Annotated in this window: 21 protein-coding genes and 1 tRNA gene; 7 read left to right on the top strand and 15 right to left on the bottom strand. The window is 71.3% G+C overall.

Going from position 1 to position 22,062, the window contains the following annotated elements; all coding sequences use genetic code 11:
- The first annotated feature begins 4 nt into the window (after window positions 1-4).
- The 4 genes from ACIRVH_RS03725 to ACIRVH_RS03710 all read left to right on the top strand — a co-directional run bounded on the left by ACIRVH_RS03725 (window position 5) and on the right by ACIRVH_RS03710 (window position 5,269).
- Window positions 5-78, top strand: a tRNA-Lys gene (locus ACIRVH_RS03725).
- A 172-nt stretch (window positions 79-250) separates the two neighbouring features.
- Window positions 251-973 (top strand): FadR/GntR family transcriptional regulator, encoded by a 723-nt coding sequence (locus ACIRVH_RS03720; RefSeq protein ID WP_403947889.1) that lies wholly within the window; start codon window positions 251-253, stop codon window positions 971-973.
- A gap of 307 nt (window positions 974-1,280) precedes the next feature.
- Complete coding sequence (locus ACIRVH_RS03715) at window positions 1,281-3,335, top strand: glycosyltransferase family 2 protein (RefSeq protein ID WP_403947888.1); 2,055 nt, start codon at window positions 1,281-1,283, stop codon at window positions 3,333-3,335.
- Window positions 3,332-5,269, top strand: a complete 1,938-nt coding sequence (locus ACIRVH_RS03710) for a galactose oxidase-like domain-containing protein (RefSeq protein WP_403947886.1) — start codon at window positions 3,332-3,334, stop codon at window positions 5,267-5,269. The genes ACIRVH_RS03715 and ACIRVH_RS03710 overlap by 4 nt, the downstream gene beginning before the upstream one ends.
- Here ACIRVH_RS03710 and ACIRVH_RS03705 read toward each other — a convergent pair whose 3' ends face one another.
- The 15 genes from ACIRVH_RS03705 to ACIRVH_RS03635 all read right to left on the bottom strand — a co-directional run bounded on the left by ACIRVH_RS03705 (window position 5,270) and on the right by ACIRVH_RS03635 (window position 19,461).
- Window positions 5,270-6,295, bottom strand: a complete 1,026-nt coding sequence (locus tag ACIRVH_RS03705) for a glycoside hydrolase family 6 protein (protein WP_403947884.1) — start codon at window positions 6,293-6,295, stop codon at window positions 5,270-5,272.
- Window positions 6,296-6,398: 103 nt separating this feature from the next.
- Window positions 6,399-7,058 (bottom strand): class F sortase, encoded by a 660-nt coding sequence (locus ACIRVH_RS03700; RefSeq protein ID WP_403947882.1) that lies wholly within the window; start codon window positions 7,056-7,058, stop codon window positions 6,399-6,401.
- 15 nt (window positions 7,059-7,073) lie between these two features.
- Entirely contained in the window at window positions 7,074-7,619 is a 546-nt protein-coding gene (locus ACIRVH_RS03695) for a hypothetical protein (RefSeq protein WP_403947881.1), read from the bottom strand.
- Window positions 7,620-7,737: 118 nt separating this feature from the next.
- A complete protein-coding gene (locus ACIRVH_RS03690; RefSeq protein WP_403947879.1) occupies window positions 7,738-8,517 on the bottom strand; it encodes an HAD-IIA family hydrolase in 780 nt (259 codons plus the stop codon).
- Window positions 8,518-8,645: 128 nt separating this feature from the next.
- Window positions 8,646-10,172, bottom strand: a complete 1,527-nt coding sequence (locus tag ACIRVH_RS03685; protein ID WP_403947878.1) for an alkaline phosphatase family protein — start codon at window positions 10,170-10,172, stop codon at window positions 8,646-8,648.
- A 180-nt stretch (window positions 10,173-10,352) separates the two neighbouring features.
- Complete coding sequence (locus ACIRVH_RS03680; protein WP_403947877.1) at window positions 10,353-11,408, bottom strand: 2-aminoethylphosphonate ABC transporter substrate-binding protein; 1,056 nt, start codon at window positions 11,406-11,408, stop codon at window positions 10,353-10,355.
- A gap of 48 nt (window positions 11,409-11,456) precedes the next feature.
- Entirely contained in the window at window positions 11,457-12,254 is a 798-nt protein-coding gene (locus ACIRVH_RS03675; protein ID WP_403947875.1) for an ABC transporter permease, read from the bottom strand.
- Entirely contained in the window at window positions 12,241-13,122 is an 882-nt protein-coding gene (locus ACIRVH_RS03670; RefSeq protein WP_403947873.1) for a 2-aminoethylphosphonate ABC transporter permease subunit, read from the bottom strand. Before ACIRVH_RS03670 ends, ACIRVH_RS03675 begins: the two co-directional genes overlap by 14 nt.
- On the bottom strand, window positions 13,115-14,161 hold the full coding sequence (locus tag ACIRVH_RS03665) for an ABC transporter ATP-binding protein (protein ID WP_403947871.1): 1,047 nt from the start codon (window positions 14,159-14,161) through the stop codon (window positions 13,115-13,117). The genes ACIRVH_RS03670 and ACIRVH_RS03665 overlap by 8 nt, the downstream gene beginning before the upstream one ends.
- Window position 14,162: 1 nt before the next feature.
- A complete protein-coding gene (locus ACIRVH_RS03660; protein ID WP_403948723.1) occupies window positions 14,163-14,861 on the bottom strand; it encodes an HAD family hydrolase in 699 nt (232 codons plus the stop codon).
- Between the two features lie 5 nt (window positions 14,862-14,866).
- On the bottom strand, window positions 14,867-15,991 hold the full coding sequence (locus tag ACIRVH_RS03655) for a TIGR03364 family FAD-dependent oxidoreductase (RefSeq protein WP_403947870.1): 1,125 nt from the start codon (window positions 15,989-15,991) through the stop codon (window positions 14,867-14,869).
- 140 nt (window positions 15,992-16,131) lie between these two features.
- Window positions 16,132-16,887: a GntR family transcriptional regulator gene (locus ACIRVH_RS03650; RefSeq protein ID WP_403947868.1), complete on the bottom strand. Its 756-nt coding sequence runs from the start codon at window positions 16,885-16,887 to the stop codon at window positions 16,132-16,134.
- Between the two features lie 50 nt (window positions 16,888-16,937).
- On the bottom strand, window positions 16,938-17,795 hold the full coding sequence (locus ACIRVH_RS03645; protein WP_403947866.1) for a hypothetical protein: 858 nt from the start codon (window positions 17,793-17,795) through the stop codon (window positions 16,938-16,940).
- A 79-nt stretch (window positions 17,796-17,874) separates the two neighbouring features.
- A complete protein-coding gene (locus tag ACIRVH_RS03640; RefSeq protein ID WP_403947864.1) occupies window positions 17,875-18,159 on the bottom strand; it encodes a hypothetical protein in 285 nt (94 codons plus the stop codon).
- Window positions 18,160-18,324: 165 nt separating this feature from the next.
- The gene (locus ACIRVH_RS03635; RefSeq protein ID WP_403947862.1) at window positions 18,325-19,461 is read right to left on the bottom strand and encodes an ROK family protein; all 1,137 of its coding nucleotides are present in this window, start codon (window positions 19,459-19,461) and stop codon (window positions 18,325-18,327) included.
- 56 nt (window positions 19,462-19,517) lie between these two features.
- Here ACIRVH_RS03635 and ACIRVH_RS03630 point away from each other — a divergent pair, with 56 nt between their 5' ends.
- From ACIRVH_RS03630 to ACIRVH_RS03620, 3 genes are all read left to right on the top strand, one after another.
- The gene (locus tag ACIRVH_RS03630; RefSeq protein WP_403947860.1) at window positions 19,518-20,585 is read left to right on the top strand and encodes a Gfo/Idh/MocA family oxidoreductase; all 1,068 of its coding nucleotides are present in this window, start codon (window positions 19,518-19,520) and stop codon (window positions 20,583-20,585) included.
- On the top strand, window positions 20,585-21,085 hold the full coding sequence (locus ACIRVH_RS03625) for a heme-degrading domain-containing protein (RefSeq protein ID WP_403947859.1): 501 nt from the start codon (window positions 20,585-20,587) through the stop codon (window positions 21,083-21,085). Before ACIRVH_RS03630 ends, ACIRVH_RS03625 begins: the two co-directional genes overlap by 1 nt.
- A 92-nt stretch (window positions 21,086-21,177) precedes the next feature.
- Entirely contained in the window at window positions 21,178-22,062 is an 885-nt protein-coding gene (locus tag ACIRVH_RS03620; RefSeq protein ID WP_403947857.1) for an LLM class F420-dependent oxidoreductase, read from the top strand.

Raw genomic sequence — 22,062 nt, 5'->3', positions numbered from 1 at the left:
GCAGGCGCCGCTAGCTCAGTTGGTTAGAGCAGCTGACTCTTAATCAGCGGGTCCGGGGTTCGAGTCCCTGGCGGCGCACGATGACGATGGCGAGCTACGTCCGCAGAAAACGCGGACCTGGCTCGCCATCTCTGTTTTTGCGCGGCTGCGCCGCGCGCAGTGGGGGCTCCGCCACCCACACCCCCCAACGACAGCAGGCCCCCCGTGCGAACGGGGGGCCTGCTGCTGTTTGGCCGGATACCCTCTGGCCATGGCAGCGCGTGACCTCCAGGAGCGAATCAAGAAGCTCATCATCGACCGGCGGCTGCCCTCGGGCGCCCCCCTGCCGACCGAGCCCGAGCTGATGGAGTTCCTCGGGGCGAGCCGGAACTCCGTGCGGGAGGCACTGAAGGCGCTGCAGGCGATGGGGATCGTGGAGATCCGGCACGGGTTCGGGACCTACGTGGGTCCGATGTCGCTCGCCCCGATGATCGAGGGGCTCGCCTTCCGCACCGTCGCCGGCCACTACCGGGGCGAGGACTCCCTGCTCCAGCTGCTGGAGCTGCGCGAGGCGGTCGAGACGGGACTGGTCTCGCGGCTGGCCGGGCGGCTGCCGGAGACGGACCTCGTTGAACTGGAGGCCCTCGTGATCCGTATGGAACAGGAGGCCGCCGAGGGCTGCGGTCTCGCCGAGACCGACCGCGCTTTTCACGCCACCCTCTACCGGGGGCTGGACAACGTGCTGCTGTGCGAGGTGCTGGAGGCCTTCTGGGACGCGTTCCACCGGGTCCAGCGGGACCTGGTGGACGTACCGCAGGACCCGCGGGTCACCTGCCGCCAGCACCGGGAGATCCTCGACGCGGTCCGGTCCGGCGATTCCATACGGGCGGAGGAGGCCATAAGAGATCACTTCGGCAATATCCGTGCCCGCCTCGCCCCCACCGGCGCACCCGAGCCTCCCGAGCCCCACCCGCGCCACAATGAACGGGTTTGACCGGTAAACACGGCGTTTCGCGTCTTGCGATCATGCCGAGCACCGTAGAACCCTGGTTGTTCATGAAGCCGCGGATTCGCGGCACTTGGGGGGAAAGCGGTTGCGTACCGGCGGGGAGGGGGCCCCGCTCATGAACCGGTGCCGAGGGGGGCATCATGCAACCGGAGGGTCGCAGTCCCGTGTCTATAGGGTGAGCAAGGCGTGGTGACGGTGACTCACCACTGAACCGCCTGTGACGGCCGAGGGGGCCCGGACCGGGCGAAGGACCGACGAACACGCGGTGACCTGCGTGTGGGGGGAATGACTCATGACGTCGACGCCGAAGGGCGCCCGGCAGAGCCACGATCAGCACAACGACCCGTCACAGACCACCCAGCTCCGTGCGATCGGGCACCGGACCGGCCAGTTCCGCCGCATCAGAAAGAGCCTGCCGAGATACGACTACGAGCACTACAGCCGACTGGCGGGCCCCCTCACCCAGCCCGACCCGGGCAAGCCCTACACGGTGCAGTACCGTTCGCTGCTCTCGCAGGAGCCGCACCGCGTACGAGCCGCGCTCATGCTGGGCGCCGCCCCGGTGCTCTCCCTGGTCCTGCTGTTCTGGCTGCTGCAGCCCGAGCACTGGACCGAACGGGACTACCCGTCCTACGACTTCCTGCCGGCGCTCGACATCGTCATGCTCGTCTCGATCGGTCTGATCGAGTTCTTCCGCTGCATGAACGTGCTGTCCAACGCGCACGCCACGCTGGTCGCCCGGGACCCGGTCCCGGTCGTACCGGAGACCGGCACCCGCGTCGCCTTCCTCACCTCCTTCGTGCCCGGCAAGGAGCCGTTGGAGATGGTGACCAAGACCCTGGAGGCGGCGGTCAAGCTGCGCCACCGGGGCCTGATGCACGTGTGGCTGCTGGACGAGGGCGACGACCCGGCCGTCAAGGAGGTCTGCGCCCGGCTCGGCGTCCACCACTTCTCCCGCAAGGGCGTCGCCCGGTGGAACCAGCCCAAGGGCCCGCACCGCGCCAAGACCAAGCACGGCAACTACAACGCCTGGCTGGAGGCGCACGGCGGCGAGTACGACTTCTTCGCCTCCGTCGACACCGACCACGTACCGCTGCCCAACTACCTGGAGCGGATGCTCGGTTACTTCCGCGATCCGGACGTCGGCTTCGTCATCGGCCCGCAGGTCTACGGCAACTACGACACGTTCGTCACCAAGGCCGCCGAGTCGCAGCAGTTCCTCTTCCACGCCCTCATCCAGCGCGCCGGCAACCGCTACGGCGCCCCGATGTTCGTGGGCACCTCGAACGCCGTGCGGATCAGCGCGATCAAGCAGATCGGCGGCCTGTACGACTCGATCACCGAGGACATGGCCACCGGGTTCGAGATGCACCGCGCCACGAACCCGGCCACGGGCCGGAAGTGGAAGTCGGTGTACACCCCGGACGTCCTCGCCGTCGGTGAGGGCCCGAACGCCTGGACGGACTTCTTCACCCAGCAGATGCGCTGGTCCCGGGGGACGTACGAGACGATCCTCAAGCAGTACTGGAAGGGCTTCTACTCGCTGCCGCCCGGCAAGCTCTTCAACTACACGATGATGATCATCTTTTACCCGATGTCCGCCCTCAACTGGATCCTGGCGGCACTGAGTTGCGCGCTGTTCCTGGGCCTGGGCGCCTCGGGTGTGAACATCGACCCGACCGTGTGGCTGATGCTGTACGGCAACGCGTCCGCGCTGCAGATCGGCCTGTACATCTGGAACCGGCGGCACAACGTCTCCCCGCACGAGCCGGAGGGCTCCGGCGGTGTCGCGGGCATGGTGATGTCGGCGCTGTCCGCGCCGATCTACGCCCGCTCGCTGATGGACGCCGTGCTGCGCCGCAAGAGCAAGTTCGTGGTGACCCCGAAGGGCGACTCGGCCAGCCCGGACACGCTGTTCGGGACCTTCCGGATCCACTGGTTCTTCATCCTGGTCTTCGGTGGTTCGCTCGCCGCGGGCTTCGTGTTCGGGCACTCCCACCCGGCGATGATCACCTGGGCGGTCTTCGCCATGCTGATCACCGCCTCGCCGATCTTCGCCTGGCGGCACGCGGTGCGGCAGGAGAAGAAGAAGCCCCGGCAGACGGCGGACACGGCCCCGGGCGCGGACCCGGCCGCCGGGGTGGCCGCACCCGGGCCGGCGCCGGAGCCGCAGGACGCGGTGCCCGCGCAGTACGCGGCCCACGCGGCGCGCGGCCACACCCCGCACGCCCCGCAACAGCGGCCCAGTTGGGCCGCCACGCCCCGCGGGCCGGGCGAGGAGCCCGCGGCGGAGGACGACCAGACCATGCAGATCGCGCTCGGTGGACTTGGGGGACGTAAGGAATGAAGGACCAGGCCGGCCGCCGTCGCGCCCGTCGACTCGCGATAGGCACGGCGGTGGTACTCGCGCTGGCCGGGATGAACGGGCCGTGGCTGTACCGCTTCGGAACCGAGCAGTACCACCAGTACAAGATCAACAAGCCGGAGTACAAGGCCGCCAACGGCCACTGGGACATCGTCGAGTTCCCCGAGGAGTACCGCCAGGACACCATCCACGCCGCGCTCCTGCACACCGGCAAGGTGCTGCTGGTCGCGGGCTCGGGCAATAACCAGGACAACTTCGACAAGAAGAAGTTCGACACCCGCATCTGGGACCCGGTCAAGGGCACCATCAAGAAGGTGCCGACGCCCGCCGACCTGTTCTGCACCGGACACACCCAGCTGGCCAACGGCAACCTGCTGATCGCGGGCGGGACGAAGCGCTACGAGAAGCTCAAGGGCGACGTCACCAAGGCCGGCGGCCTGATGGTCGTGCACAACGAGAACCCCGACAAGCCGATGACGCTGCCCGCCGGCACCAAGTTCACCGGCAAGGAGAACGGCAAGACCTTCGTCTCCAAGGACCCGGTGCTCGTACCGCGCGCGAAGAAGGTCTTCGACCCGCAGACCGGCGCGTTCCTGCGCAACGACCCCGGGCTCGGGCGGATCTACGTCGAGGCGCAGCGGAGCGGCACCAAGTACGAGACCGGCACCCAGGACAACTACCGGATCCAGGGCCTGAGCGGCACCGACGCGCGCAACACGTACGGCATCGCGCAGAAGCTCGCCCTCGACAAGAAGGACTTCCAGGGCATCCGCGACGCCTACGAGTTCGACCCGGTCGCCGAGCGGTACATCAAGGTCGACCCGATGAACGAGGCCCGCTGGTACCCGACGCTCACGACCCTGTCGGACGGGAAGATCCTCAGTGTCTCCGGTCTCGACGACATCGGTCAGCTGGTCCCGGGGAAGAACGAGATCTTCGACCCCAAGACCAAGAAGTGGACGTACACCCAGAAGATCCGGCAGTTCCCGACGTACCCGGCGCTGTTCCTGATGCAGAACGGGAAGATCTTCTACTCGGGTTCCAACGCGGGCTACGGACCGGACAACGTGGGCCGTGTTCCCGGCGTCTGGGACGTCGACACCAACAAGTTCACCAAGCTGCCCGGGCTCAGCGACCCCGACCGGATGGAGACGTCCGGGACGGTGCTGCTGCCTCCGGCCCAGGACGAGAAGTTCATGGTGATCGGCGGGGGCGGGGTCGGCGAGTCCAAGCTGTCCAGCAAGAAGACGCGGCTCATCGACCTGAAGGCGAAGAACCCGCACTTCGTCGACGGGCCCGAACTGGAGAAGGGCACCCGGTATCCGCAGACCTCGATCCTGCCCGACGACAGCCTGCTGGTGTCCGGGGGTTCGGAGGACTACCGGGGGCGCGGCGACTCCAACATCCATCAGGCCCGGCTGTACCACCCGGACAGCAACAGCTTCACCCAGGTCGCCGATCCGCTGGTCGGGCGGAACTACCACTCCGGGTCGATCCTGCTGCCCGACGGGCGGGTGATGTTCTTCGGGTCCGACTCGCTGTACGCGGACAAGGCGAACACCAAGCCGGGGAAGTTCGAGCAGCGCATCGAGATCTACACGCCTCCCTACCTGTACCGGGACTCCCGGCCGTCGTTGAGCGGGGGGCCGCAGACGATCGCCCGGGGTGCCTCGGGGACGTTCACCTCGAAGCACGCCGCGAGCATCAAGAAGGTGCGGCTGATCCGGCCGAGCGCCTCGACCCATGTGACGGACGTGGATCAGCGGTCGGTCTCTCTGGACTTCAGGACCGCCGGCGACAAGATCACGGTCACCGTGCCGAAGAACCGGAACCTGGTGCAGTCGGGCTGGTACATGCTGTTCGTGGACGACGACCAGGGGACGCCGTCCACGGCTCAGTGGGTCAAGGTGCCGTAGCTACTTGCTGTTCCCGGCCAGGGCGAGTGCGTAACTCGCCCACCACTGGCCCGCCTTCGGGCCGCCCTTGCAGGTGCCGTCCGACTCTCCTGGGCGCTTGACCCACAGGTAGGCGTCCACGAGAGGGTCCGCCGTCTTCGTCGTCGGCGTCTCGCCCAGGGCCCGGCCGGGCGGGTTGCACCACTTCTGGGCCGGGTCGCCCGCTGTGTAGGGGCCGTTGCCGTTGCGGCTGGTGTCGACGACGAAGTGCTTGCCGCCCACCTTGGCGGAGAGCTGCTTGCCGTAGGCGATGGAGTCCTCGGTGGAGTAGAAGTTGGAGACGTTGACGGCGAAGCCGTCGGCCTGGTCGATGCCCGCCTGCCGGAGAGGCTGGAAGATCTGGTCGGGGTGGCCCCAGCCGGCGTTGCCGGCGTCCAGGTAGACCTTGGTGTTCTTCAGGGACTTGAGCTTGGCGACGGCGCCCTTGAGGAGGTCGTAGCGCTCCTCGTGGAACTCGTCCGGGGTGCAGCCGTCGACGAGGTGGAGCAGGGCGTCGGGTTCGAGGACGACGGTGGCGGGGCGGTCCCCGATGCCCCGGGCGACGCCGTCGATCCAGTCGCGGTAGGCGTTGCCGTCGGCCGCGCCGCCCTGGGAGTACTGACCGCAGTCGCGGTGCGGGATGTCGTACAGCACGAGCAGGGCCGTGCGGTCGGACTTCTCGGCGGCCTCGGTGAAACCGCGGGCCTCCCGCTCCGGGTTCTCCGGGCCGATCCACTCCCCCGTCGGCTGCTCGGCGATCTTACGGATCTGCGCGGCCTCGGACTTCTTGCCGGCCTTCTCGTAGGCGGCGAGCCGGCGGGCCGCGGTGCCGTCCGGGTTCACCCAGAACGGGTCGGCGGACCTGGGCTGTTGAGTGATCCCGGCGCCGGCGCCGGCCGCCTTGTCCCCGTCCGAGGAGGAGCACCCGGCGAGCAGCAGCGCCGCCCCCAGCACCGCCGCGGACGCCCGTGCCCGTGCCGAGGAGCGGGCCCCCCTGGTGTCGTACATGCGATTCCCCCCTGAGCGCATCGTTCCGGCCCGGTCGACCGAGTACCAATCGTGGCATACCGGCCGCGTCGGTCACGAGGTCGCGCGGGGGGTGTCAGAGGTGTCACGGACCGGTGCCCGTGAGGTACGCGGAGACCACCACGTTGGCCGTGTAGCTGCGGCTGGTCCGGTCGAAGGTGCCACCGCAGGTGATCAGCCTGAGTTCGGCGCGTCCCGGCCGGTGGGGGCCGTAGGCCTGCCGGGCGTCGAAGTCGTCGCGGGCCAGGACGCGGATGCCGTCGATGGTGAAGTGGGCTACCTTGCCGTCCGCGCGGACCACCCGGATCGTCTCGCCCGGCTTCAGGGTGCTGAGCTTGTAGAAGACGGCGGGCCGGGTCTCGGTGTCGACATGACCCACCATCAGCGCGGCCCCTGCCGCGCCGGGCGCGGTCCCGGAGCCGTACCAGCCGACCACTCCCGGCCGGCCGAACGGCGGCGGGTCGACGGCGCCCCGGCTGTCCAGGCCGCGGGCCATCACCGGTGCCTGCACACCCAGTTGGGGGATGTCGATGCGCTGTGGGATCGCGGCGCCGAGCGGCTTGGCCGCGGGCGGCAGCCGGACCGCGTCTGCGCCCAGGCCGGCCACGTCACCCGGGCCGGACGGGCTCTCGGGTACGTCGGTCACGCCCCGGCCCCACAGCCACAGTCCGAGCAGCAGGAGCGCCCAGGCAAGGACGGTGATCAGGCGCGTGGGGCCGGTGGTGCGCCCGGATTCGTCGGACATGGCCGCGGTACGCCCTCAGTCCGCGCCGCGGCTCCGGCGGGCCCTGAGCAGCCCGACGGCGGCCGCGGCGACCCCGGCGAGAGCCAGGCCGGTCATCGCCTGGCCGGTGCCGGGGGCGGACCCGCTGGTGGCCACCGTGGCGAAGTGTGCGGTGCCGCCGCCACCCGCGTCGACGGGGGCGACGGGCGAGGCGGCGATGTCGGACGGCTCCTCGTCCTGGCCCGAGGACGCCTCCACGACGGTGATCCTGCCGGTGACGACCGTTCCGGAACAGCTGATCCGCACCTGGTAGCCGCCCGGTTCGAGCGAGCTGCGGATGCGGGTCTGCCCGGCCAGTGCGCCCTGGCTGCCGGTGAGCCGTGCGTCGGAGACGAAGGCGTCGGAGACGGCGGTGCCCTGGGCTCCGGTGCAGCCCCGCACCAGCAGGGACACGTCACCGCCCGGGGCCGGGGAGGCCGGGGTCACCGTGACGCCGGGGCCGCCGTCGGCCGCGTACGCCGCCGGGGTCAGGGCGGTGACGGCCAGGATTGCTGTACAGAGAGTGAGGCGTGCTGAGCCCATCGTGAAACCTCCAGATAGTGGGAGGCTCCCCCGTACGGCGCGCCTCCGCATCCCAGGGAGGCGCGCGACTGCTCCATACGGGTGGTACGGGGTGCGGGCCAGGTTTGAACGTCCCTGCTCAGACGAGGTCGATGAGGTCCGCGATGGAGTCGACGACCTGGGAGGGGCGGAAGGGGTGGCGGTCGATGTCTCCGGGCTGGGTGACGCCGGTCAGCACCAGGAAGGTGCGCATCCCGGCCTCCAGGCCCGCGAGGACGTCGGTGTCCATGCGGTCGCCGATCATCGCGGAGTTCTCGGAGTGGGCGCCGATCGCGTTGAGTCCGGCCCGCATCATCAGCGGGTTGGGCTTGCCGACGAAGTACGGCTGCTTGCCGGTCGCGGCGGTGATCAGCGCGGCGACCGAGCCGGTGGCGGGCAGGTCGCCCTCGATGGAGGGGCCGACGTTGTCGGGGTTGGTGGCGATGAACCGGGCGCCTGCGTTGATCAGGCGTACGGCCTTGGTCAGGGCCTCGAAGGAGTAGGTGCGGGTCTCGCCGAGGATCACGAAGTCGGGGTCGTGGTCGGTGAGGATGTAGCCGACGTCGTGCAGTGCGGTGGTCAGGCCCGCCTCGCCGATCACATAGGCGCTGCCGCCGGGCCGCTGGTCGTCCAGGAACTGGGCGGTGGCCAGGGCGGAGGTCCAGATGTTCTCCACCGGCACGTCCAGGCCCATCCGGCGCAGCCGGGCGTGCAGGTCCCGGGCGGTGTAGATGGAGTTGTTGGTCAGCACCAGGAAGGGCCGCCCGGACTCGCGGAGCTTCTTCAGGAATGCGTCGGCGCCGGGGATCGGGACGCCCTCGTGGATCAGGACGCCGTCCATGTCGGTGAGCCACGACTCGATGGGCTTGCGGTCTGCCATGTGCTTGCGTCTCCTGCGTGCGTACGGTCAAGAAGCGGGGGCGCCGGAACCACGGCGTACCGACGCTCCCAGCCTAATCAGGAAGGCCTGATCCTGACCCTGGTCAGGACTGACTCGTCACCGGCGGATCACCGGCCGATCCGTACGCCGTCGATCACCCAGTACCAGTTGTTTCCGCCGGTGTAGCGGAAGCGGACCCGGGCCGAGCGGGCCCCGGACGGGACCTGGAGCGTGACGGTCTCGGTGCGGGAGGGGACGTCGGCGGTGTAGGTGCGCACGGAGACGGGGGCCGCGCCGTCGTAGGAGACGAGGACCTCGCCCTTCTGCGGGGACTCCTGCCTGTAGTAGGTGGTGTAGGTCAGGGTGGCGGTGGTGCCGCCGGTGACCGGGTAGGCGGGGCTGACGAGCGTGGAGTCGAAGGTGCCGGTGAGGGCCTTGTCGTTCCACTCGTCGCCGTCGGCGACCGCGAACACGTTGCGGGCGCGGACGTTGCACTCGCGGTTCTGGTCGCGCTGGGCCTGGGTCCAGAACTCGTCCGTGGTGAAGGACCAGCCGCGCCACTCGGTGACCCCGCCGCCGCCCATCGCGGAGTTGTCGACGGACCAGCCGGCGGGCGGGGTGTGGGTGAAACCCAGGACGGTCGTCGGGATAGCCGTCTCGTCGACGCGCGACTGCAGCCCGCCGCGCAGCGCGTCGAAATCGTCGGGTGCGGGCTGCTGGACGGGCCGGCCGTCGAGGTCCCAGGCGGGGTCGATCGCGATGCCGAGGTGGGCGAGCGCGGAGGCGGCGACGTCCGGCATCTTCACGTCGTAGCGGACCGAACCGGCCGCCAGGGTGGGCCCGGTGGCGATGAGGAAAGTCTGGCGCTCCTGCAGGGTGGAGCCGCCGTGGCCGCCGGCGTCGGTGTGGCCGTGGTCGGCCGTGATCATGATCAGCCAGTCCTCGTCGGCGTAGGCCGCCCGGGACGTGACGGCGGCCACCAGCTGCCCGACCTGGGCGTCGGCGCCGTGGATGGCGTCCAGGTACTGCTGGGAGGCGGCGCCGTAGCTGTGTCCCGCGTGGTCGATGTTGTCGAGCTGCACGAAGACCGCGTCCGGGTTGCCGTCCCGGAGCCGGGCGACCGCGCGGGCGGTGGTTCCGGTGTCGTACTCGGCGCTCGGGGTGGAGACGCGGGTGTCGACCTTCGACGAGAAGACGGTGTCGGTGATCGGCGCCCAGGAGGCGACCGCGTACGTCGCGAGCTGCGGCTTCGCCGTCTCGGCCCGGGTGAGGAAGTCGGGGTACTGCGCGAACCGGGCGCCGGTGAAGGTGTTGTCCTTGACGTTGTGCTTGTCCGGCCAGACGCCGGTGATGATCGTGGACCAGCCGGGCCCGGACATGGTGGGGGCGAGCGGGTTGGCGTAGATGCTGCTGGGCGCGGTGAGTCCCGCGGCCATCAGGGCGTCGAGGTTCGGGGCGTCGGCGTCCTCGATCCGCTTGAGCAGGGCGCCGTCCAGGCCGATGACGAGGACCTTGGGAGTCCTGGCGGCGGCGTGGGCGAGGGAGACGAGCGGGCCGGCCGATGCGGCGACTGCGGCGACGGAGACGAGGAAGGTGCGGCGGGACGGGTTGGGCACGGAGTCCTCCGTAGGAGAGGGTGGACGTGCAGGGGGCATGACACCGCCCCCGGTGGTACCAGGGGCGGTGCGGAGCAGCCGACGGGGCGGGCAACTCCCTCAGGGGCGCGGGGCTGTCTTTGATTTGCGGCTGCCGCCGCGTGGGCGCGACCAGCCACGGCGGCGGGGCGCATACGTGCGGCGGGTGGGACCTGTTGGGCGGCCGAACCCCCGGAGGGCTCAGCTGCCGGTAGCCGACTTCCAGTCCTCGACGTAGGTCGTGAGGTTCTTGTCGATGTCGTTCCAGTCCGGCTGGAAGATGTCCACGCCGTCCATCAGCTTGGTGAGCGCGGTGGCGTTGGCGTCGGTGGCCTTGACGTCCCCGCGGACGCTGAAGCCGCCGCCGATCACGCTGACCTCCTGCTGCTGCTTCCGCGCGAGCATGAAGTCGAGCAGCTTCCTGCCGTTCTCGCTGTGCGGGGCCTTGGTGACCAGGCCGGCCGCGTAGGGCAGGGCGAAGGTGGTGGGCTTGCCGTCCTTCCCGGCCGGGAACCAGATGCCGAGGCCCGGCATGTCCTTGGACTGGGCGTAGTTCATCTGCACGTCCCCGTTGGCGACGAGGAGTTCGCCCTTGTCGACCTTGGGGGCGAGCTTGCCGGTGGAGGCGGACGGGCCGACGTTGTTGGCCTGGAGCTTCTTCAGGTAGGCGAGGGCCGCGTCCTTGCCGCCGAAGTCGTGCATCGCCTTGATCAGGACGGCGGTGCCGTCACCGGCGACGCCGGGGGTGGAGTACTGGAGCTTGTTCTTGTACTTGGCGTCGAGCAGCTCGTCCCAGGTCTTCGGCGCCTGCTTCAGCTCCTTCTTGTCGTAGACGAAGCCGAAGTAGTTGTTGACGACGGAGGTCCAGGTGCCGTCGACGGCCTTGTCGGCGCCGCTGACCAGCTCGGAGTCCTTCGGCTCGTACTTCTCCAAGAGGCCCTTGCCGGCGGCCTGCTGGATGAACGGCGGGAGGGTGACCAGCACGTCGGCCTGGGGGTTGCTCTTCTCGCGGACGGCACGCTGCAGCATCTCGCCGGAGCCGCCCTCGACGTACTTGACCTTGATACCGGTCTGCTTCTGGAAGTCGGCGAAGACCTTGTCGTACCAGCCGTCGCCGTTCTCGCCCTTGAGGCCGTCGGCGCTGTAGACGGTGACAACCTTCTCGTCGGAGGCGGCGGAGGAGCCGCCGCAGGCGGACAGCAGCGGGGTGGCGAGGAGGGTGAGGGCTATGGCGAGCGTGACGCTGTTTCTGGGCATGGCGAGGCGAACTCCTTGCAGATGAGGGTGGGTCGGGCGGGTGGTGGCTCAGCGGTACGACGCCCGGGTGCGGACCCGGGAGACGACGAACAGGACGAGCAGGGTCGCGGCCATCAGCACCACCGCGACGGCGGACCCGGTGAACAGGGCGCCGCGGTCGGTGGCCGCGTAGATCAGGACGGGAAGCGGGGTCCAGTCGGGCGGGTAGAGCATCATCGTGGCGCTCAGCTCGCCCATGGAGAGGGCGAAGCAGAGGCCGGCGGCGGCGGTGAGCGAGGGCAGCAGGAGCGGCAGCCGCACCCGCCACAGGACGTAGGCGGGCCGGGCCCCGAGGGAGGCGGCGGCCTGTTCGTAGGCCGGGTCGAGGCGGGTGATCGCCGCCGACACGGACTGGTGGGCGAAGGCGGTGACCAGCACGGTGTGGGCGACGATCACGATCCACCGGGTGCCGTTGAGCAGCAGCGGCGGCTGGGAGAAGGCCACCAGGACCGACAGTCCGACCACCACCGAGGGCACGGCGACCGGCAGCACGAACAGCGCGTCGAGGACCCGGCGGTGGCGCTTCCTCAGGGCCGCACCGGCCAGCGCGGCCCAGGTGCCGACGGCCAGGGCGAGCAGGCTCGCGGTGACGGCGGTGACCAGGCTGGTGGTCAGCGCCTGGAGGGCCTCGCCGCGGGTGGCGGAGCGGTAGTTGGTGGTCGTCGGGCCCGAGGGCAGGACGCTGGACCAGTGGGTGGCGAAGGAGGCGCCGAGGACGACGAGGAGGGGCAGGGCGAACAGCGGTACGAAGAGAACGAGGAACACCGCCCACACGGCCCATCTGCCCTTGCGGCTATGCACCAGCACGACGGCTCACCACCCGGTAGAGGCCGTACAGCCCCACGGAGATCAGGACGTTGACGACGGCGACCACGCAGGCGCCCGGATAGTCGGACTCCAGGATCGCCTTGCTGTAGACGAGCATCGGGAGGGTCGTGACCCCTTTCGCGCCGGTGAACAGCACGATCCCGAACTCGTTGAGGCACAGCACCAGGACGAGGCTCCCGCCGGCCGCGAGCGCGGGCAGCGCCTCCGGCAGGATCACCTGCCGGACGATGCGGGGCGCGCGGGCGCCGAGCGAACTGGCCGCCTCCAGCTGGGCGGTGTCGAGCTGCGAGAAGGCGGCGAGCAGCGGCCGCATCACGAACGGCGTGAAGTAGGTGACCTCCGCCAGCAGCACGCCCCACGGCGTGGTCAGGAACTGGAAGGGTCCCTCTCCCGCCCCGGTGACGTCCGTCCACAGACCGTTGGCCATGCCGACGCTGCCGTAGATGAACAGCAGCGCCAGCGTGATGAGGAAGGACGGGAAGGACAGGAAGACGTCGACGAACCGCGCGACCGCCTTCGCCCCGGGAAACGGCACGAACGCGATGACCAGCGCCAGCAGAAACCCGAGCACCAGACACCCGGCGGTGGAGGCCAGCGCGAGCCACACGGTGGTCCACAGCGCGTGCCGGAACGCCTCCGAGGCGAAGACGTCGGTGTAGGGCTGGAAGGAGGTCCCACCGGTGTCGGGGTGGAGGGACTGCTGGACGACGAGGGCGAGGGGGTAGAGGAAGAAGAGGCCTAGCAGGGCAATTGGGGGGAGGGTCCAGAGCAGCCGCGCCCCATGGGGGCGCGGGGAACTGCGCGACCAGCCCAGGACGGCCCGCGGTTTGCGAACGACCTCAGCCATGGCTCACCCCTGCGGGCAGCAACACCGCGTCCTCGGAAGCGAAGTACAGGCTCACGGAGTCCCCATGCACCGGCGGAGCCTTCAGCTCACGCAGGTCCGCCATGACCGTGTGCCCACCGACCTCCACGTACAGCCGGTGTGTGGCCCCCCGCCACTGAATCTCGGTGACAGTGCCGACGATCCTGTTGGGTCCCTCCCCGAGCCCGACCAGATGCGGCCGTACGCACAACGTGGCCCGCGCCTGCGCGACCACCTCTCCCGTGTCGACCTTCAGCTCGGTGCCCGCGAAGTCGACTCCCCCGGAGCCCACGGTCACCGGCAACAGATTCGCGCCGCCCACGAAGGAAGCCGTGAACTCGCTCTTCGGCGCCCGGTACAGCTCGCGAGGAGTCCCGCACTGCTGAAGCCGCGCCGTGTCCATCACCGCGATCCGGTCGGCCAGGGTCAGCGCCTCGACCTGGTCATGGGTGACGTACAGCATCGACACGTCCGGCAACTCTCGGTGCAGCCTGGCCAGTTCGGCCAGCATCCCGGACCGCAGCCGGGCGTCCAGCGCGGACAGCGGCTCGTCCAGGAGCAGCACGTCCGGCCGGATGGCGAGCGCGCGGGCGATGGCGACGCGCTGCTGCTGGCCGCCGGACAGCTCCCGCGGGAAGCGGCGGGCGTAGGCGGCCATCCCGGTCATCTCCAGCGCCTCGGCCACCCGCCCCCGTATCTCGCCCTTGGGAGTCCTGCGGGCCTTCAGGCCGAAGGCCACGTTGTCGTCCACCCGCAGGTGCGGGAAGAGGGCGTACTGCTGGACGACCATGCCGATGCCCCGCCGGTGGGGCGGCAGGTCCGTCACGTCCCGGTCGCCGAGGAACACGCGCCCGGAGGCGGGCCGTACGAACCCGGCGACCGCCCGCAGCGCGGTGGTCTTGCCGGATCCGGACGGCCCGAGCAGCGCCATGACCTCGCCGGGCTCGACGGTCAGGTCGAGGGAGTCGAGTACGACGTTGCCGTCGTAGGCGACCGTGACGGAGTCGAAGCGGATGCCCATCTCACCGGGCTCCCGTGAGCAGGGCGGGCAGGGCGGCGACGGAGTCGAGGACGTGGGTGGCGCCGGCGGCCCGGAACGCGGCGTCCCCGTGGGCCCCGGTGCGCACGCCCGCGATCAGGCCCGCCCCGGCCCGTACGCCGCTCAGCACGTCGTAGGAGGTGTCGCCGGCCACGGCGACCTGCCGGACGCCCTCCGCGGCCTTGGTCCGCACGAAGGCCTCCAGGACCATGTCCGGGAAGGGCCGTCCGCGCCCGCCCGCGTCGGCCGGGCAGAGGGTGAGCGGTACGAGGTCCTGCCAGCCGAGGGCGGCCAGGATGGCGTCCTGGGTGACGCGGGCGAAGCCGGTGGTCAGGACGACGGTACGGCCGCTGTCCGTCAGTTCCTCGATCGCCTCGCGGGCGCCGGGGACCGGGGCGATCAGGCCCGCGTCGACGAGGTCGCCGTACGCCTTCTCGAAGGCGGTGTTGGCGCGCTGGGCGAGGCCCTCCGCGCCGAACAGGTGCCGGAAGACGGAGATCTTGGACTCGCCCATGGTGGCGCGGACGTAGTCCAGCTTCTCGGCGTGGTCGGCGGAGCCGGGCTCGACGCCCAGTTCGGCGGCGGCCGCCGCGAAGGCGCGCTCGACCAGGCCGCCGTCGGCGACGGTGGTGCCGGCCATGTCGAGGACGACGAGACGGATGTCGTGGATGTCGGTGGTCAACTCTCTCACCAGCCCAGTTCGTTCGCGGTGGTCTCGGCGATCGCCGGCGAGCAGGTCATGCCGCGCCCGCCGGGCCCGGTGACCAGCCACACGCCGTCGCTCACCTGCTGCCGGTGCACGACCCGGCTCGTGTCGGTGCACTGCGCGTACACACCGGCCCAGCGGCGCCGGATCTTCGGCAGCGGCCGGCCGAGGAGGGACTCGACGACCTCGGTGAGGTGGTCGTAGGGGTCCTCGAGCGTGTCGAAGGCGAAGGGGTGCTCGTACTCGTGGGTGTCGCCGATGGTCAGGCCGCCGTCGGCGCGCTGCACCATGAGCAGCTGCATCCTGTGCTCGGCGGCGGTCGCCGGCTGCGGCCGGCCGGCGTTGAGCGCGTCGAGCGCCGGGGAGGCGTAGGCCGGGTAGTAGCGGAAACTGTCGGCGTCCGCGACCGAGGTGGTGAGCGGCTCGCCGAGCGGGTCGGTCTGCATCATCTGGAGGCGGACGCGGCGCACGGGCAGCTCGGGCCCGGCCAGTTCCCGTACCAGTCCGCCGAGCCAGGCGCCGGTGCACAGCACGACGGCGTCCGCGTGGTGCACGTCGCCGTGGTCGTCCCGGACGGCCCCGGCACCGACCACCTCGCGCACCTCGCGCCCCGGCAGGAAGGTGTAGTTCGGGGACTTCAGCAGCTCTGCGCGCAGCGCGAGTTGGGCGGTGCGCGGTTCGACGGCGGCGTCGCGCTCGCAGTGCAGGGCGGCGGTGAACTCGCCGCGCAGGGCGGGGTTGAGGGCCCGCGCCTCGCCGGGGGTCAGCAGCTTGTAGCCGCGTTCGGCGGCGTCCGGGCGGGCCACGGCGGCCTCGGCGACGGCGAGTTCGAGGGGGCCGCGCACCGGGGTGAGCGACCCGTTGGCCCGGAAGCCGAGCCCGGGCACGCGCCCGCCGATCCCTTCCCACAACTCCCGCGCCCGCAGCGCCGTCTCCAGCTCTTCTCCACCGGCGCGCCCACTGACCCAGATCTGTCCGAAGTTGCGCAGCGAGGCGCCGCGCGCCTCCGCCTCACGCTCGATCTGGACGACCTGGTGGCCGCGCTCCACCGCTTGCCAGGCGTGCATGGTGCCCACCACGCCTGCTCCGACGACTGTCACTCTCACGACGACAACGCTCCTCGCGCACAGGGAACCGGAAGGGTCCGGCTGACAACGAGAGCGTGAACGACCCATCACGTTTGGGCTAGACCCGTTATCTTCTCGTGACAATAGGGGGGTGGCTGATGGGTAATTTTGGGCGGTTTTCAGCCCTTCAGGTGCGTGGTGAAGGAGAACCGGTCACCCCGGTACAGGGTGCGCACGCGCTCCAGCGGGCGCCCCTCCGTGTCCCGGGACACGCGGTGGATCAGCAGCATCGGAAGGGCGGGCGGGGTGCCGATGAGCAGGGCCTCGCGGGGGGTGGCCAGCACGGTCTCGATGCGCTCGTCGGCGTCGCCGAACTCGATGCCCTGGTCCTTCAGATAGGCGTAGAACGAGGAGTCGGGGTCGAAGCGGGAGTCGAGGTCGGGGACCCGGCCGACGGCGACGTAGGTGCTCTCCAGGCCGACCCGCTCGTCGTCGGCGAGCAGGACGCGCTCCAGGTGCCAGACGAGTTCACCCCGGGTCAGCCCGGTCTCGGCGGCCAGGGGCTCCGGGCACGGGAAGCGGTCGAGGGTGACGAGCGTACGTCCGGGCGTACGGCCCTGCCGGCGCACGCCCTCGGTGTAGCTGGCGAGGGACAGCGGCTGGGCCAGCTTGGGCCCGGCGACGACGGTTCCCCGGCCGCGCCGCTGGAGGCGCCCCTCCAGCACCAGCTCCCGCACGGCCTGCCGTACGGTCTCGCGGGCGACGTCGTACCGCTCGGCGAGATCGCGCTCGGTGGGGATGAGGCCGCCCTCCCCCAGCTCCTCCAGCAGTCCGGCGATGCGCGCCTTGACCGCGTAGTACTTCGGGATGCGCCCGTGCTCGGGGATGCCGGAGCGGACGGGGGCGCCGGGGGCCTGGTCGTTCGGGTAGTCCACGGAGGGATCGTCGCAGACGGGGGCGGGTCGGTCGGACGGCGGCCCGCGCCTCAGCGGCGTCGGCGGGCCAGGAGGAACGCGCCTCCGCCGACGGCGAGCAGGGCGGCGCCCGCCGCGAGCAGCCCGTGCGCGAGCCCGAGCCCGGTACGGGCGAGCTCCCGGGCCCGCTCTCCGGCCTCCTCGGCCTCCGCGGCGAAGGGGAGGGAGGGGTCGTCGAGGTCGTCGAATTCGTCAGGGTCGCCGGTACTGCTCGGGGTGGCCCGGGGAGTGCCGGACGGGGCGGTCGCCGTCGCCTCCGGCTCCCCCGGACCCTGCGACTTCTGCGGATCCGCAGTCTCTTCCGGCTCGCCCCCGATGCCGAAGCGGTAGTCGTTGGACTCCCCGATCCAGTCGCCGTCCTCGCCCCGGCGCTGGACGACGGCCGCGTTGACGGTGATGGTGTCGGGTACGGCGTCGGAGGTGAGCGAGAGCCTGAGCTTGACGGTGACGGTCGCGCCGGGCGCCACGGTGAACCCGTCGAACCCCGCACCGTCCAGCACGCCGACCAGCTCCTGCTCGTCGGTGCTCTCGAAGGTGACGGGCCGGGCGCGGGAGCCGTCGTAGAAGTCGAGCTTGGGCTGGGACGGCTTCAGGGTCCGTTTGTCGTCGACGAGGACGACGACGGGGTGAACCTCGGTGCACGTGCGGCTGGTGGTGTTGGTGAGGTCGATGGCCCAGGTGCCGAAGCCTCCGCCCGCCTCGTAGGAGGCGGGCCCGTCGTGGATCCGGGTGGTCACCGGAAAGGCACGGCCGCCGGGTTCCGCACAGGAAGAGGACGCGTCCGCGTGCGCGGCAGCCGACGACACGGGCACGAGAACGGCGGCTGCGGCGAGGCAGAGGGGCAGGGACGTGCACGGTCGCATGAACACATGACCATTCCGGGTGGGGAGCGCAGGCGGGGCGTGCCACTCCGGGGGCGGGGGCAAGTCCGCTCGATCGGCCGACGGGCTAGAGGGAAGCCACGACCTGGCCGGACATGACCTGGGGAGGGTTGGGGAGCAGCGACGCGAGGTGGTCGCGCACGAAGACCGCCGCCTTCCTGATCGATTCGTCGGCTCCCGCCTCGTTCTCGAAGACACTGGTCGAGATCATGACCCCGTTGCCGGCGTCGACCCAGTAGTAGGCCAGGAGACCGGGAATGTCACGGATGAGCGGCACGAAGCCCTCGTTCACCCGGCGGCCCGCCTCGGCCGTATCGGTCACCCCTTCGTACCGTCTGACGGCTGCGTACACGCTGTTCTCCTCACGAGTCCGGGACATCTCGGTGCGCAGACGCCGTACCCGTGCGACGCGTGCTCCGCTCGCGTGTCGTCCGGCAATCACCTGAAGGGGACGGCGAGTGGTCCGGACGGTGCACCCCGCAGCCGGCCGCCCGCCCGGATCAGCGGACCGCCCGAGTCAGCCGTCCGCCCGCCCGAACATCGGCGCCAGCAGCAGCTGTGCGGCGCCCTCCGCGACGACCCGCTCCCCTCGCGGGGCGACCCGCACGGGGACCGGTCCGCCGGGCACACCCTCCCGCCGGGCCCGCGCGTCGAGCATCTCGGCGACCCCGCGGACGAACGGCTCCGGCGCTCCGGAGATCGTCCGCCCTCCGAGCAGCACCAGGTCGATGTCCAGCAGCCCCACCAGATTCCCGGCCCCGACCCCCAGCACCCGCGCGGCCTCCGCCGTCTCGCCCCGCGCCACGGCCCCCAGGCAGAGGACCTCCACGCAGCCCCGGTTCCCGCACTCGCACAGCGGCCCGTCCAGCTGCAGCACCTGGTGCCCGAACTCCCCGGCTCCGGTCCGCGCACCTCGATGCACGCCGCCACCGATCACCAGGCCGGCGCCCAGGCCCGTACCGAGGTGCAGATAGGCGAAGGACCCGCCCTCGCCCCCCACGGAGAGCCCGAGCGCCGCCGCGTTGGTGTCCTTGTCCACCACGACCGGCACCCCCAGCCGTCCGGCCAGCGCGTCCCGCAGCGGGAACCCGTCCCACTCCTCCGGGAACCCGGTGACCCGGTGCAGCACCCCGCGCGCGTGATCGAGCGGCCCGGGGAGAGCGACCCCCACACCGAGCAGCGACCCGACGGCGGGAAGTCCTCCGTCGGCGCCGCCCAGAACCTCCCCGACCAGCCCGGTCACCGCGCCGGCGAGCACTCCCAGCACGGCCTCCGCCCCGGCCCCCAGGTCCACGCCCTCGCGCCGCTCCCCGACCACCGCCCCGTCGAGATCCACCAGCACGGCCCGCAGCTCGTCCCGGTCCAGATGCACCCCGACCGCGTGTCCGGCCTCCGGCACCAGCCGCAGCACGGTGCGCGGCTTGCCCCCGGTGGACGCCCGGCGCCCGGCCTCCGCCGCGAGGCCCTCCTCGCGCAGCCGTGCGGTGATCTTGCTGACGGCCTGCGGGGTCAGCCCGGTCCGCTCGGCCAGCTCCAGACGGCTGATGCCCTCCGCCCCCGCCGCGCGCAGCAGATCCAGCACCAGCGCGGTGTTGTGACTGCGCACCGCGAGCAGGTTCGCTCCCACCGGCCCGCCGTTCTTCGTCCTGTCCACGCCACCATTCTCCCCGCCGCTTGCACTTTGGCAACAGCGTTGCGAAAGTGGGACGCATGACTGGTACCCCCCTCCGCGTCGGCCTGGTCGGCTACGGCCTCGCAGGCTCCGTCTTCCACGCCCCGCTGATCGGCGCCACCGAGGGCCTCGCCCTGGACACGGTGGTCACCTCGTACCCCGAGCGGCAGCAGCAGGCCCAGGCCGAGTTCCCCGGCGTCCGCGTCGTCAACACCCCCGACGAGCTGTTCGACCGCGCCGACGAGCTGGACCTGATCGTCGTCGCCTCCCCGAACAGGACGCACGTCCCGCTCGCCACCACCGCCCTCGAGGCGGGCCTGCCGGTGGTCGTGGACAAGCCGGTGGCGGGTACGGCGGCCGAGGCGCGCGAGCTGGCCGCCCTCGCCGAGGAGCGCGGCCTGCTGCTCTCGGTCTTCCAGAACCGCCGCTGGGACAGCGACTTCCTGACCCTGCGCGGACTGCTGGAGAAGGGCGAACTCGGCGACGCCTGGCGCTTCGAGTCCCGCTTCGAGCGCTGGCGCCCGCAGCCGAAGGGCGGCTGGCGCGAGTCCGGCGACCCGGCAGAGATCGGAGGTCTGCTCTACGACCTCGGCAGCCATGTCGTCGACCAGGCCCTGGTCCTCTTCGGTCCGGTCACCGAGGTGTACGCCGAGACGGACGTCCGCCGCCCCGGCGCCGAGACGGACGACGACACCTTCATCGCGCTGACCCACGGGAGCGGCGTCCGCTCCCACCTCTACGTCTCCGCCACCACGGCCCAGCTCGGCCCGCGCTTCCGGGTCCTCGGCTCGCAGGCGGGCTTCGTGAAGTACGGCCTGGACCCGCAGGAGGCGGCGCTCAGGGAAGGCCTGCGGCCGGGCCCCGCCTGGGGCGCCGAACCCGAGTCCCTGTGGGGCCGCATCGGCTCCGGCGAGTCCCCGCTGACCGGCGGCGGCCGCCCCGTCCCGACCGTCCCCGGCGACTACCCGGCCTACTACGCCGCCGTGGCTGCGGCCCTGACCGGCGCCGGGCCCAACCCGGTGACCGCCCTGGAGGCGGCCGCCACCCTCGACGTACTGGAAGCTGCCCGGCGCTCCGCCCGCGACAAGGTGACGGTGACCCTCTGATGCACCACCCGAAGATCACCCCGAAGTTCGCCCCCGAGATCACCCCGAGCGTGGAGGAGCTGGAGGCTCAGGAACGCCGCCTGGTCTTCCGCCGGTTCACCCACGACGACGCCTGGGCCCTCGGCTCCCTCCTGGTCGAGCTGGCCAGGGAGCGCCAGGCGCCGGTGGCCATCGACATCCACCGTGCCGGCCAGCAGCTCTTCCACGCGGCCCTGCCCGGTTCCACGCCCGACAACGACGCCTGGATCGACCGCAAGCGCCGGGTCGTGGAGCGCTACGGCGCCTCCTCCTACCTGGTCGGCGCGCGCTTTCGCGCCAAGGGCACGACGTTCGAGGACTCCTCCCGTCTGGACCCGGACGTCTACGCGGCCCACGGCGGCTCGTTCCCGATCCACGTCGAGAACGCGGGCGTCATCGGCACGGTGACCGTGTCCGGCCTGCCCCAACTGCAGGACCACCGCTTCGTGGTGGAGGCGCTGGAGCAGTTCCTGGGCGAATAGCCCGTGCGGGGGATTACCGCGCGGCTCCCTCCGGTTGGCACCGACGTGCACGACGATCACGGCACGACACCCACCCGGAGGGAACGGACCCGATGAGCGAGTCGACGAGCAGCGCGCGCTCCTTCAAGGAGGCGATCGGCCGGTACGGCGTCTGGAGCGTGGGGCTCCGCTCGGAGGACCCGGCCCGGCGCGGCGACATCGCCGAGGCCGCGGCGGAGCTGGAACAACTCGGGTACGGCGCCGCCTGGCTGGGCGGCAGCAGCGCCGCCCGGCATGCCGCCCCGCTCCTGGAGGCGACGTCCCGGCTGGTCGTCGGCACGAGCATCCAGAGCATCTGGCAGTACGAGGCCAAGGCGAGCGCGGCCGCCGTCGCCGAGGTGGAGTCGGCCCACCCGGGCCGTTTCCTGCTCGGCCTCGGCGTGAGCCACGCCAAGCTCGCGGACCAGTACCGCCGCCCGTACTCGGCGCTGGTCGCCTACCTGGACGCGCTGGACGCAGCCGGCGTCCCGGCCGGGCACCGGGTCCTGGCGGCCCTCGGCCCGAAGACCCTGGAGCTGTCCCGGGACCGGGCGGCGGGCGCGATCCCCTACCTCGTCACCCCCGAGCACACCGCCCGGGCCCGCGAGATCCTGGGCGAAGAGCCGTTGCTGGCCCCCGAGTTCGGGGTGGTCTGGGAGACCGACCCGGCCCGTGCCCGCGCCCTGGCCCGCGACCACCTCGGCCTGTACCTCGCGCTCCCCAACTACACCAACAGCTTCCTGCGCATCGGCTTCACCGAGGACGACCTGACCGCCGGCGGCAGCGACCGCCTGGTCGACGCGCTCTACGCGTGGGGTGACGAGAACCGGATCCGGGAGCGGATCAACGCGTTCCACGACGCGGGCGCGGACCATGTGGCGATCCAGGTGGTCGACGGGGGTACGCGCGACGCGCTGCCGCGCGAGGCATGGCGCAGGCTGGCGTCCGTACTGGACTGA

It is taken from the genome of Streptomyces sp. NPDC101165, assembly GCF_044768135.1.
In the GTDB taxonomy this organism is placed as follows: domain Bacteria; phylum Actinomycetota; class Actinomycetes; order Streptomycetales; family Streptomycetaceae; genus Streptomyces.
The sequence above is the reverse complement of the archived record's forward strand: the minus strand, read 5'-3'. Positions and strand labels throughout refer to the sequence as shown.